Origin of the sequence: Pseudomonas sp. 313 (assembly GCF_000316965.1) — a bacterium.
In the GTDB taxonomy this organism is placed as follows: domain Bacteria; phylum Pseudomonadota; class Gammaproteobacteria; order Pseudomonadales; family Pseudomonadaceae; genus Chryseomonas; species Chryseomonas benzopyrenica.
Map to the genome: position 1 here is coordinate 12,910 of NZ_ANBZ01000048.1, position 12,606 is coordinate 25,515.

Annotated in this window: 9 protein-coding genes; 1 reads left to right on the forward strand and 8 read right to left on the reverse strand. The window is 64.5% G+C overall.

Annotated elements, in window-relative coordinates:
- Positions 1–377: 377 nt before the first annotated feature.
- Positions 378–1,655, reverse strand: coding sequence for an FAD-binding oxidoreductase (locus C722_RS0111375; RefSeq protein ID WP_017640616.1), 1,278 nt, complete (start codon positions 1,653–1,655; stop codon positions 378–380).
- Positions 1,656–1,679: 24 nt separating this feature from the next.
- A complete protein-coding gene (locus C722_RS0111380) occupies positions 1,680–3,170 on the reverse strand; it encodes an aldehyde dehydrogenase family protein (RefSeq protein WP_017640617.1) in 1,491 nt (496 codons plus the stop codon).
- A gap of 113 nt (positions 3,171–3,283) precedes the next feature.
- On the opposite strand from C722_RS0111380, the gene C722_RS0111385 reads away from it, so the two are divergent.
- Positions 3,284–4,168 (forward strand): LysR substrate-binding domain-containing protein, encoded by an 885-nt coding sequence (locus tag C722_RS0111385; protein WP_007162643.1) that lies wholly within the window; start codon positions 3,284–3,286, stop codon positions 4,166–4,168.
- Positions 4,169–4,442: 274 nt separating this feature from the next.
- Here C722_RS0111385 and pnp read toward each other — a convergent pair whose 3' ends face one another.
- From pnp to nusA, 6 genes are all read right to left on the reverse strand, one after another.
- Entirely contained in the window at positions 4,443–6,545 is a 2,103-nt protein-coding gene (pnp, locus tag C722_RS0111390) for a polyribonucleotide nucleotidyltransferase (protein ID WP_017640618.1), read from the reverse strand.
- Between the two features lie 174 nt (positions 6,546–6,719).
- Complete coding sequence (gene rpsO / locus C722_RS0111395) at positions 6,720–6,989, reverse strand: 30S ribosomal protein S15 (RefSeq protein WP_007162645.1); 270 nt, start codon at positions 6,987–6,989, stop codon at positions 6,720–6,722.
- A gap of 93 nt (positions 6,990–7,082) precedes the next feature.
- Positions 7,083–7,997, reverse strand: coding sequence for a tRNA pseudouridine(55) synthase TruB (gene truB / locus C722_RS0111400; RefSeq protein WP_017640619.1), 915 nt, complete (start codon positions 7,995–7,997; stop codon positions 7,083–7,085).
- Positions 7,998–7,999: 2 nt separating this feature from the next.
- Positions 8,000–8,383, reverse strand: coding sequence for a 30S ribosome-binding factor RbfA (gene rbfA, locus C722_RS0111405; protein WP_007162647.1), 384 nt, complete (start codon positions 8,381–8,383; stop codon positions 8,000–8,002).
- A gap of 132 nt (positions 8,384–8,515) precedes the next feature.
- Positions 8,516–11,071: a translation initiation factor IF-2 gene (gene infB / locus C722_RS0111410; RefSeq protein ID WP_017640620.1), complete on the reverse strand. Its 2,556-nt coding sequence runs from the start codon at positions 11,069–11,071 to the stop codon at positions 8,516–8,518.
- A 26-nt stretch (positions 11,072–11,097) separates the two neighbouring features.
- Positions 11,098–12,570 (reverse strand): transcription termination factor NusA, encoded by a 1,473-nt coding sequence (gene nusA, locus C722_RS0111415; protein ID WP_017640621.1) that lies wholly within the window; start codon positions 12,568–12,570, stop codon positions 11,098–11,100.
- Positions 12,571–12,606 lie beyond the last annotated feature (36 nt).

Sequence of the window (12,606 nt, forward strand, 5' to 3'; positions counted from 1 at the left end):
TCAAAACCGCCGTCTGCCTACGGCGAGGGCCGCAGCCAGTGGTCCGGACCGCCCTTTAGACTTTTGTCTTAACTGGCTCATTAGTCTGGATAATTCCGCAAAGCGGTAGCAGCGGAACAGGCAAAAGGCAGCGGTTTGTTACCAGATAGCAACCCGGTTGCACCTGTTTCGCACCAAAACGTAACACCGTCCCCACACTGTGCCACCAAAGTAACCATGGTCGCGCCTATCCAAGGTCGCGGGAGCCATCTGATTCTCGACGTATGCCTGAGCAAGGCAAAGCGGCCGGTTTGCACAGAGGAAGATGCGCAAATCGGCCGCTTGAGAAAACTATCGCCAGGCCAAGAAGCCAGGCATGGCCAGAGATTGGCGGGTCGCTAGAGGACGACGCGCAGGCATTGCCCCGCGTGATAGAGGGTAAAACCGGCTTCGTACATCAGGCTGCGCCATTGCCCGACCGGATTGGCATCCAACGACGCCAGCGGCATTGGCAGCGCGTGGCGATCGCCACTGCACAGATAACGGGCAAAGGCCTGCCCCACCACCGTGCCCGTGGTAATCCCGCGACCGTTGTAACCGGTCACCGCCAGCAAGCCCGGCGCCGGCTCGAACAGGCGCATCAGGTGATCGGGGGTAAAGCCGATGCGGCCCGTCCAGGTGCACTCCCACTCCACCCGCCCGAGCGCGGGGAAATAGTGCCGCTGGATGCGATCGGCCCAGGCGCGGATGAAGCTGGCCGGCCGACCCGCCATGTTGCCCAGGCTACCCAGCAACAGGCGGCCGTCGGCATCGCGGCGGATGCTGCTGAGCACCGTGCGGGTATCCCAGGACCCACGCCCCTGGGGCAGGATGAAGTCCGCCTCCGGCCCGAGGGGCCGCGAGGCCACTTGGTAGTAGTAACCGGGAAAGAACTGCTTGCGCAGGCTGGTCCATTCGCCTTCGGTATAGGCGTTGGAGGCGATCACCACCTGGTCGGCGGTCACCCGCCCCTGAAGGGTTTCCACCTGCCAGCGATCGCCGACCCGCTGCAGGCGCTGTACCGTGCTCCGCTCGAACAGCTCGCCACCTTCCTGGCGCAGGGCTTTGGCCAGACCCAGGGCATAACCCATGGGCACCAGGGTGCCGGCGCGGTGATCGAGCAGGGCCCCGCTGATATCGCGCGTGCCGCAGGCGCTGTAGCAGGCCTCGCCTTCCAGCAGCTCGACCCGGGCACCGCGCCGTTGCCATTGCTCGGCACGTTGCCCCAGATCGGCCAGGCCCTTGGCGCTGTGCGCCATGTGCAGGGTGCCGGCGCGGCGTGGCTGGCAGTCGATGCCATAGCGCTCGATGAGGCCGAATACCTGGCTGGGCGCATCGCCCATCACCCCCAGCAGGCGTTCCCCCACCTCCGGCCCCAGGATGGCCACCGCCTCGTCCGGCGGGATCCACATGCCGGCATTGACCAGCCCGACATTGCGCCCGGAACCGCCATGGCCGACGCCATGGGCCTCCAGTACCACCACCCGCCGCCCGGCCTGGGCCAGGTGCAGGGCGGTGGAGAGTCCGGTGAAGCCACCGCCGATGACGCAGACCTCGGTGTCACGCTCGCCCTGCAACGGGGCGCCCGGCACCGCCGGATACAGCCGCTCCCACAGGCACTCCTCACGCAACTGCATTCTCGGCGCTCCTGGCGGATCCACTCAGTCGAAGACGATGCCCTGGGCCAGCGGCAATTCGCGGGAATAGTTGACGGTGTTGGTCTGGCGTCGCATGTAGGCCTTCCAGGCATCGGAGCCGGATTCACGACCGCCACCGGTTTCCTTCTCGCCACCGAAAGCGCCACCGATCTCGGCACCGCTAGGCCCGATGTTGACGTTGGCGATGCCGCAGTCGCTGCCGGTCGCCGACATGAAGGCCTCGGCCTCGCGCACGTCGGTGGTGAAGATGCAGGACGACAGCCCCTGGGGCACGGCGTTGTTTAGCGCCACCGCCTCGTCGAAATCGTCGTAGGTCAGCACATAGAGGATGGGCGCGAAGGTCTCGTGGCGCACCGCCTCGCTCTGCTCGGGCATCTCGACGATGGCCGGTGCCACGTAGTAGGCCTCGGGATACCGCTCCGCCAGCTGCCGCTCGCCGCCGTAGACCACGCCGCCTTCGCCGCGCGCCTGTTCCAGCGCACCCTGCATGGCCTGGAAGCTGGCGGCATCGATCAGCGGGCCGATCAGGTTGCCTTCCAGCGGATGGCCGATGCGGACTTTGGCATAGGCGGTCTTGAGCCGGGCGACGATCTCGTCCTTGACCGAACGATGGGCGATCAGCCGGCGCAGGGTGGTGCAGCGCTGGCCGGCGGTACCCACGGCGCTGAACAGGATGGCGCGCACCGCCATGTCCAGATCGGCGCTCGGCGCGAGGATCATGGCATTGTTGCCGCCCAGTTCGAGGATGCTGCGGCCGAAGCGCGCCGCAACCCGCGGTCCTACCTCGCGCCCCATGCGGGTGCTACCCGTGGCGCTCACCAGCGCCACCCGCGGATCGTCCACCAGGGCCTCACCGGCGGCGCGGTCGCCGACGATGACCTGACTCAGATAGGCCGGGGCATCGCCAAAGCGCGCCAGGGCCTTTTCGAACAGCGCCTGGCAGGCCAGGGCGGTCAACGGGGTCTTTTCCGAGGGCTTCCAGATCACCGGATTGCCACAGACCAGGGCCAGGGCGGCGTTCCAGGACCAGACCGCCACCGGGAAGTTGAAGGCGCTGATGATGCCCACCACACCCAGCGGCTGCCAGGATTCGCGCATGTGGTGACCGGGACGCTCGGAGGCGATGGTCAGACCATAGAGCTGGCGCGACAGGCCTACGGCGAAGTCGCAGATGTCGATCATCTCCTGGACTTCGCCCAGGCCTTCCTGGGTGATCTTGCCGGCTTCCCAGGACACCAGCTCGCCGAGATCGGCCTTGTGGGCACGCAGCTCTTCACCCAGCAGCCGCACCAGTTCGCCACGGCGCGGCGCCGGCACCGCACGCCAGGCCTGGAAGGCGCGCTCGGCCCGGGAGATCTTCTGCTCCACCTCGGCGGCGCTTTCCAGGGCGACGCTGCCCAGTTGGCTGCCGTCGATGGGGGAATTCACCCGATGCTCGCCTTGGGTGTAGTGCTGGGCAGAAACGCCGAGGCGTTCCAACAGGGCCTTGCTCATGCTGAGGTCTCCGCAGAAAGGAAATCGTCCCTGAGTATGGTCAGGCCAGCGGCGCCGGACAACCGACCTTTGCTCGGCATATCATTCCCTTTTTTCATGCCGCGAGTCCGCTCATGCAACGTCGCCACCTGCCGTCCATCACCGCCATGCAGTGCTTCGAGGCGGTCGCGCGTCATCTGAGCTTTACCCGCGCGGCCGACGAGCTGGCGCTGACCCAGAGCGCCGTCAGCAAACAGGTCGCCCAATTGGAGGATCTGCTGCAGCACAGCCTGTTTCGCCGGGTCCGGCGCCGCCTGCAACTGACCCCGGCCGGCGCCCTTTACCTGGCCGAGGTGGACAAGATCCTCAACCAGCTGGAGATGTCGGCACGCTACCTGAGATCCTATGGCGGCGAGACCGAGGTACTGCGCGTGGCCACCCCGCCGACCTTTGGCGAGCGCTGGCTGGTACCGCGACTGAAGGGTTGGCGCCTGCGCTTTCCCAACATCCACCTGGATGTCTCCAGCGCCCTGGAACCGGTGGACTTCCGCGATCCTCGCCATGACGTGGCGTTGTTCTATGGCCATGGCAGCTGGCCGGGTGCCGAGTGCGAACTGCTGCTGCACGAACACATGGTCGCGGTCTGCGCGCCGGACCTGCTGCCCGCCGAGGGCATCGCCGGACCGGAGCAACTGGTGGACTTCGTCTTGCTGCAGAACACCACCCGCCCGGAATCCTGGCACGACTGGTACGCCAGCCTCGGACGCGAGGAGGTCCATAGCCATCATGGGCCGCGCTTCGATACCTTCACCCTCTGCGCCCGCGCCGCCCAGGAAGGTTGCGGGGTGGCCCTGCTGCCGGAATTCCTGGTCGCCGAAGAGCTGGCCTCCGGCCGCCTGGTGCTCGCCTGGCCCCACCGTCTGGCCAGCCCCCACGCCTATTGGCTGGCCTATCCGGAACAGATGGCCGAGGTGCCCAAGGTGCGCAGCTTCATCGAATGGATTCGCGAGAAGGCCTAGCACGGGGCCAATCGCGGCCATGGGCCGCTCCTACCGGTAGTTCTGTCGTAGGAGCAACTGTCTTATCGCAGCCTCGGCGGCGATATAAGGTAGGTTGGGTTGAGACGGCTCTATCGTCGAAGCCCAACATTGCAGGCACTTGGGCCATGTGGGGCTCCGATGGACGGTAGAAGCGGACCGCCAGGACCTCGATGAAATATCCGGCGCGCCCCTCCCTCCATCAGAAATGAAAAAACCCGGCCTAGGCCGGGTTTTTTCATTAAGCGAGGTCGTCTTAGACGCCGGAGGCTTCCGCCGCCGCCACGTCCTTGATCGACAGCTTGATGCGACCGCGGTTGTCCACGTCCAGCACCAGCACCTTCACTTCCTGACCTTCTTTCAGCACGTCAGTGACCTTCTCGATGCGCTGATCGCTCAGCTGCGAGATGTGCACCAGGCCGTCCTTGCCGGGCAGGATGTTGACGAAGGCGCCGAAGTCGACGATGCGCTCCACCTTACCGACGTAGATCTTGCCGATCTCGGCCTCGGCGGTGATGCCAAGGACGCGCTGCTTGGCTGCTTCAGCGGCTTCGCGGGTCTCGCCGTAGATCTTGATGGTGCCGTCGTCTTCGATGTCGATCGAGGCCTTGGTCTCCTCGCAGATACCACGGATGGTGGCGCCCCCCTTGCCGATCACGTCGCGGATCTTGTCCTGGTCGATCTTCATCGCCAGCATGGTCGGGGCATTTTCGGACAGCTCGGCACGCGACTCGGAGATCACCTGGTTCATCTGACCCAGGATGTTCAGACGCGCTTCCAGCGCCTGCTCCAGAGCGATTTCCATGATCTCTTCGGTGATGCCGTTGATCTTGATGTCCATCTGCAGGGCGGTGACGCCCTTGGCAGTACCGGCCACCTTGAAGTCCATGTCGCCCAGGTGATCTTCGTCACCCAGGATGTCGGTCAGGACGGCGAACTTCTCGCCTTCCTTGACCAGACCCATGGCGATACCGGCAACCGGGGCCTTGACCGGCACACCGGCATCCATCAGCGCCAGAGAGGCACCGCAGACCGAGGCCATGGAGCTGGAGCCGTTGGACTCGGTGATCTCGGAGACCACGCGGATGCTGTAGGGGAAGGCGTCCTGGGTCGGCAGCATGGCCTGGATGCCACGACGGGCCAGACGGCCGTGACCGATCTCGCGACGGCCCGGGCTGCCCATGCGGCCGCACTCGCCGACCGAGAAGGGCGGGAAGTTGTAGTGCAGCATGAAGCTGTCACGACGCTCGCCTTCTAGGGTGTCCAGCAGCTGCGAGTCACGGGCGGTGCCCAGGGTCGCGGTGACCAGGGCCTGGGTTTCGCCGCGGGTGAACAGGGCCGAACCGTGGGTCTTCTTCAGCGGACCGACTTCGATCTGCAGCGGGCGAACGGTGCGGGTGTCGCGACCGTCGATACGCGGCTTGCCGTCGACGATGTTCTGGCGCACGGTGCGGTATTCCAGCAGACCGAAGGTCTCCTTGACCTCGGCTTCGCTGTACTGACCGTTCTCACCGGCCAGCTTGGCGATGGCCTGGTCACGCAGGGCGCCCAGGGCCGCATAGCGATCCTGCTTGATGGTGATGGTATAGGCACGGGACACGGCCTCGCCGACCTCGGCCTTGACGGCTTCGATCAGGGCGGTGTTCTCGGCAGGCGCCTGCCAGTTCCAGGTCGGCTTGCCGGCTTCGGCAGCGAACTGGCTGATGGCCTCGATGGCCACCTGGAATTCTTCGTGAGCGAACAGCACGCCGCCCAGCATCTGGTCTTCGGTCAGCTCGTCGGCTTCGGATTCCACCATCAGCACGGCGTCACGGGTACCGGCCACGACCATGTCCAGACTGGAGCTCTGCAGCTGCTCGTAGCTGGGGTTCAGCAGGTAGCCCAGCTCGCTGTGGTAGCCCACGCGCGCAGCGGCGATCGGACCGGCGAAGGGGATGCCGGAAATGGCCAGGGCGGCAGAGGTGCCGATCATGGCGGCGATGTCCGGATCGGACTTCTTGTTGGTGCTGACCACGGTGCAGACCACCTGGACTTCGTTGAGGAAGCCCTCGGGGAACAGCGGACGGATCGGACGATCGATCAGGCGCGAGGTCAGGGTTTCCTTCTCGGAAGGACGGCCTTCGCGCTTGAAGTAACCACCGGGGATGCGGCCAGCGGCGTAGGTCTTCTCCTGGTAGTGCACGGACAGCGGGAAGAAGTCCTTGCCAACGGCAGGCTGCTTGGCACCGACCACGGTGACCAGCACGCTGACGTCTTCGGTGGAGACCAGCACGGCACCGGTCGCCTGGCGCGCGATGCGGCCGGTTTCCAGGGTGAAGGTCTGCTCACCGAACTTGAATTGCTTGATTACTGGATTCACAGTCTTTCCTTCTCTTTATTGCCTTGGGGGAAATCGGGGCGACCAGAGGGATTCGGACCCTCGCTGATCTCCAGGTGACGCAGGCCGATTCTGCCGGCCTTTCAAGCAAAAAAGCCGGAGGCCGGCGCGAGCCGACCTCCAGCTTCAGACTGCTTGCAGCAGGTCTGCATCGTGTTAACGACGCAGGCCCAGGCGAGCGATCAGTGCGCTGTAACGAGAGGTGTCCTTGGACTTCAGGTAGTCCAGCAGCTTACGGCGCTGGTTAACCATGCGGATCAGACCACGACGGCTGTGGTGATCTTTGCCGTTGGCCTTGAAGTGACCTTGAAGCTTGTCGATGTTGGCGGACAGCAGGGCAACCTGCACTTCCGGCGAACCGGTGTCGCCTTCGCTCTGCTTGAACTCGTTTACGATCTGGGCTTTGTCTTCAACGCTCAGTGCCATGATAGGGCTCCTCTGAGGAACAGGCCGGGATGGATCCCGTGCTTAAGGAAAGAGGTGTGACCGTGCCTGCTGACAGCCACCCTCGGTATCGGTCTAGGACCGAATCAGTCTACGGGGAGCAACCTGCCCCTCGTCATCAATCTCGCCGATGCCGATGAAACGACCCTGGTCGTCCTGCACCCGCATCAAGCCGAATTTCGGTGCATTGGCGGCCCGAACGGGCTGGCCGTGCAACCAATAATAGGCGCTGTGCTGCGTCAGCTGCACCAGCGGCCAGTGCTCCAGGCCACTGTCGACCGGCAGCAGGAAGCGATCCAGCGCCTCGGAACCGCCTTCGGCGTGCGCCGCCTCCAGCTCGTCCAGGCTGATGGCCTGCGCCAGGCCAAAGGGGCCGGCCTGGGTACGGCGCAACTCGGCCACATGGGCCCCGCAACCGAGCCGGGCGCCGAGGTCTTCGACCAGGGTGCGCACATAGGTGCCCTTGCTGCAGGCCACTTCCAGCGTCGCACGATCTTCCTGCAACGCCAGCAGTTCCAGACGGGCAATAGTAACAGAACGCGCCTCGCGCTCCACTACTTCCCCGGCACGCGCCAGCTTGTACAGCGGCTGGCCGTCGCGCTTGAGCGCCGAATACATCGGCGGGATCTGCTCTATCTGGCCGCGGAAGGCCGGCAGTGCCGCCTGGATGGCCGCTTCATCGACTGCGACCGCCCGTCGCTCCAGCACTTCACCCTCGGCATCGCCGGTGGTGGTGGTGACGCCCAGTTGCGCCACGGTGCTGTAGCCCTTGTCGGCATCCAGCAGGTACTGGGAAAACTTGGTCGCCTCGCCGAAGCACAGCGGCAGTACGCCGGTGGCCAGAGGATCCAGGCTACCGGTGTGCCCGGCCTTCTCGGCGTTGAGCAACCAGCGGACCTTTTGCAGGGCGGCGTTGGAAGAGAGGCCGCGCGGCTTGTCCAGCACCAGCACGCCATGTACCTGACGGCGAATACGCTTGACCTGGGCCACCCCTACTCCTCCCCTTCGTGGCGACGGTCTTCGGCGACCGCCCGCTCGATCAGGGCCGACAGCTGGGCGCCGCGACGGATGCTTTCGTCGTACTGGAAGCTCAGTTGCGGAACGGTGCGCAATTTCATCGCCCGACCCAGCTGCTGACGCAGGAAGCCGGCGGCGTCCTTGAGGATGCCGATGTTCTGCTTGATGGCGTCGGCATCGTCGTCCTTGCCCAGGACGGTGATGTGCACCTTGGCATGGGACAGGTCGCGCGCGACGTCCACGCCGGTGATGGTCACCATGCCCAGTCGCGGATCCTTGATCTCACGCTGGATCAGCAGTGCCAGTTCACGCTGCATCTGATCACCGATGCGCTGGGTACGGCTGAATTCTTTGGCCATGTCGAAACTCTCGTACGAAAGGCCGCAGACACCAGGCCTGCCAGCCATGAACCTTGGAAACGCGAACGGCAAGTCCGGACCTGGCAGGGGTCTGCCAGGTCCGCGACCTGCCGTCCTGGTGCATAGTCGTCGTTACAGCGAACGGGCGACCTGAACCTTCTCGAACACCTCGATCTTGTCGCCGACGCGGACGTCGTTGTAGCTCTTCACGCCGATACCGCATTCCATGCCGGCACGCACTTCGGCTACGTCATCCTTGAAGCGACGCAGGGATTCCAGCTCGCCTTCGAAGATGACCACGTCTTCGCGCAGGACGCGGATCGGACGGTTGCGGTGCACCATGCCCTCGGTGACCATGCAGCCGGCGACGGCGCCGAACTTGGGCGAACGGAAGACGTCGCGCACTTCGGCAATACCCAGGATGTTCTCCCGGACGTCACTGCCCAGCATGCCGGTCAGCGCCTTCTTCACATCTTCGATGATGTCGTAGATGACGTTGTAGTAGCGCATGTCGAGGCCTTCCTGCTCGACGATCTTCCGCGCCCCGGCATCGGCCCGGACGTTGAAGCCGAACAGCACGGCATTGGAAGCCAGCGCCAGGTTGGCATCGCTCTCGGTGATACCACCGACGCCTCCGCCGACCACGCGCACCTGGACTTCGTCGTTGCCCAGACCGGACAGCGAGCCCTGCAGCGCTTCGAGGGAGCCACGCACATCGGACTTGAGCACGATGTTGAGGGTCTTCTTCTCGTCCTGGCCCATGTTCTCGAAGATGTTCTCGAGCTTGCCGGCGTGAGCGCGGGCAAGCTTGATCTCGCGGAACTTGCCCTGACGGAACAGCGCCACTTCGCGGGCCTTCTTCTCGTCGGTCAGCACGGTGAGTTCGTCACCGGCGTCCGGGGTGCCGTCCAGGCCGAGGATCTCGACCGGGATGGAGGGACCGGCTTCCTTGATCGGCTTACCATTCTCGTCGAGCATGGCACGGATACGACCGAAGTTGACGCCGACCAGGGCCATGTCGCCCTGACGCAGGGTGCCGTTCTGTACCAGTACGGTAGCGACCGGACCGCGCCCCTTGTCCAGGCGCGATTCGATGACCACACCGCGACCGGGTGCTTCCGGCGTAGCGGTCAGCTCCAGAACTTCGGCCTGCAGCAGGATGGCTTCGAGCAACTCGTCCACGCCGGTACCGGCCTTGGCCGAGACGTGCACGAACTGGGTGTCGCCGCCCCACTCTTCCGGGATGACCTGACGACCAGCCAGATCGTGCTTGACGCGATCCGGATCGGCGTCGGGCTTGTCGATCTTGTTGACCGCCACGACGATGGGGACACCCGCCGCCTTGGCGTGCTGGATGGCTTCCTCAGTCTGCGGCATGACGCCGTCATCGGCCGCGACGACCAGAATGACGATGTCGGTGGCCTTGGCACCACGGGCACGCATGGCGGTAAACGCGGCGTGGCCAGGGGTATCCAGGAAGGTCACCATGCCACGCTCGGTTTCCACGTGGTAGGCACCGATGTGCTGGGTGATGCCACCGGCTTCGCCCGACGCGACCTTGGCGCGACGGATGTAGTCCAGCAGCGAGGTCTTGCCGTGGTCGACGTGACCCATGACGGTCACCACCGGCGCGCGGTGCAGGGCCTTGCCACCCTCGAACTTGAGAGATTCGGCCAACTGGTCTTCCAGGGCGTTCTCGTTGACCAGCTTGACCTTGTGGCCCAGCTCTTCGGCTACCAGCTGCGCCGTCTCGCGGTCGAGCACCTGGTTGATGGTGGCGGGGGACCCCATCTTGAACATGAACTTGATGACTTCGGCGGCCTTCACCGACATCTGCTGAGCAAGCTCAGAGACGGTGATGGTCTCACCTAGATTGACTTCGCGCACTACAGGTCCTGTCGGGCTCTGGAACCCGTGTTGGTTTCGCTTCTTGAGTCGCGACTTGCCACCGCGACCGCCACGCCGGCCAAAGCCCTCTTCCTCGTCGTCGCCACTGCGCACGGTACGGGGAGCTGCGACCTTGTCCTTGATCGACGGGCGATGCTGGGCGTTCTTGCGCTCACGGCGCTCATCTTCTTCGCGCTTGCTGCTCGGGGCAGGATGCACGGGACGACGCGGCTCTTCGCGCTTGCGCTCACTGGCCGGATCCGCCTTCTTGACCTCGACGGCAGGCTCGGCAGCGGGTTGCTGCTCAGCTACCACGGCCGGGGCTTCCGGCGCGGCAGGGGCTGCAGCCTCGGCGGAGACCGCCTGCTGCGCGGCCTGAGCAGCGGCTTCGGCCTGCTGCTGGGCAGCCGCTTCGGCAGCGCGCTGAGCTTCTTCCGCGGCACGTGCCTGAGCGGCGGCCTCTTCGGCGGCGCGCAGGGCTTCCTGTTCGCGGCGCTGTTCGGCTTCCAGCTCGGCGGGGCTGCGCTTGACGAAGGTCTTCTTCTTGCGCACTTCGACACTGACTGTCTTGCTGCCGGCCACTTTCAGCGTGGTCTGGGTCTTGCGCTGCAGGGTGATCTTGCTGGGCTCGTCGAGCTGCGCAGTCCCCTTCAGATGTGTCAGTAGCGCCTGCTTTTCCGCATCGCTCACCGTTTGCTCGGCGCTGCTATGCGTCAGACCTGCCTCGCGCATCTGCTGTAGCAGACGTTCCACCGGCGTATTGACCGTTTGGGCCAGTTCTTTCACCGTGACTTGCGTCATGCACTTCTCTCCTCAGACTGCGCCGCTTACTCGAACCAATGGGCACGGGCAGCCATGATCAGCTTGCCGGCACGCTCTTCGGTCATGCCGTTGATGTCGAGCAGGTCGTCGATCGACTGCTCGGCGAGCTCTTCGCGATTGACCACGCCACGCTGGGCCAGCGCGCTGGCGAGCTGGGGATCCATACCGTCGAGGGTCAGCAGATCTTCGCTGGGGCTCTTCTGTTCTTCGGTCGCGATGGCCCGGGTCAGCAGGCGATCCTTGGCCCGGGTACGCAGCTCGTTGACGATGTCTTCGTCGAAGCCATCGATATTGAGCATCTCTTCCATGGGCACATAGGCCACTTCCTCAAGGGAAGTGAAGCCCTCTTCCACCAGCACCTGCGCCAGTTCCTCGTCGACATCCAGCTCGTCGATGAAGCGCTGGATGATGTCGCCGGTCTCGGCCTGCTGCTTGGCGTTGATGTCCGCTTCGGTCATCACGTTGAGCGTCCAGCCGGTCAGCTGACTGGCCAGGCGCACGTTCTGACCGCCACGGCCAATGGCCTGGGCCAGGTTGTCCTCGGCGACGGCGATGTCCATGGTGCGGCTGTCTTCGTCGACGATGATCGAAGCGACTTCGGCCGGGGCCATGGCGTTGATGACGAATTGCGCCGGGTTGTCGTCCCACAGCACGATGTCGACCCGCTCGCCACCCAGCTCACCGGATACCGCCTGGACACGCGAACCGCGCATGCCGATGCAGGCACCCTGGGGATCGATGCGCTTGTCCTTGGAACGGACGGCGATCTTGGCCCGCGAACCCGGATCCCGGGCAGCCGCCATGACATCGATCAGCTGCTCGGAAATCTCCGGTACTTCGATGCGGAACAGCTCGATCAGCATCTGCGGATCGGTGCGCGACAGCATCAGCTGCGGACCGCGGTTCTCGGTGCGGATTTCCTTGAGCAGGGCACGCAGACGCACGCCCATGCGGAAGGTCTCACGCGGAATGATGTGCTCGCGCGGCAGCAGGGCCTCGGCATTGTTGCCCAGGTCGACGATCACGCTGTCACGGGTGACCTTCTTGACGGTACCCGAGATGATCTCGCCGACCTTCTCGCGATAGGCATCCACCACCTGAGCCCGCTCGGCCTCGCGCACCTTCTGCACGATCACCTGCTTGGCGGTCTGGGCAGCGATCCGACCGAATTCGATGGACTCGATCTTCTCTTCGATCACTTCACCGGCCTTGACGCCGGGATGCTCTTCCTGGGCGTCTTCCACCGTCAGATGCGAATCGGGCAACTGATAGTCTTGGTCTTCCACCACGGTCCAGCGGCGGAAGGTTTCGTAGCTGCCGTTGTGTCTGTTGATTGACACCCGCAGATCCACATCTTCTTCGTAGCGTTTCTTGGTAGCCGTGGCGAGAGCCAACTCCAGTGCCTCGAAGATGACGCCGGGTGGAACACCCTTCTCGTTCGAAACAGATTCCACTACCAGCAGAACTTCTTTGCTCATCTTACGCCTCGTATTCGCAATCCTTGGGATCCGCGG